Here is a 252-nt window from a genome sequence, read left to right as displayed (position 1 = left end):
CGAAGAGTTCGATGAAGAGCTGTGCGTCGGAGACCTTTTGTGGGAGCAGATCGAAGTCGAGAACGTAGTGGTGCCGAGGGGCAGGTGGACCGGTAGTCACCTGGTGTGGATCGGGTACTACGCACGTCCCCGCGGGGAAGTCGGTTTCGAAGGCCGAATCCTTGCCAACCCAATCCTCGCCAGCCGGTAGGTCATTCTTGTGATCCCGCAGGTTCCACGCCTCAGTCAAGTAGGCGAAGTTCCGAAGCAGAG

General features: G+C 59.1%; 1 protein-coding gene. It reads left to right on the top strand.

Going from position 1 to position 252, the window contains the following annotated elements; genetic code table 11:
* The coding region (locus tag R0K30_RS22780; RefSeq protein ID WP_410613214.1) for a hypothetical protein at positions 1-190 on the top strand (190 nt) is incomplete at its 5' end.
* Positions 191-252 lie beyond the last annotated feature (62 nt).

This window comes from Bacillus sp. SIMBA_154 (assembly GCF_046536015.1).
Lineage (GTDB): Bacteria > Bacillota > Bacilli > Bacillales > Bacillaceae > Bacillus > Bacillus pumilus_P.
The sequence above is the reverse complement of the archived record's forward strand: the minus strand, read 5'-3'. Positions and strand labels throughout refer to the sequence as shown.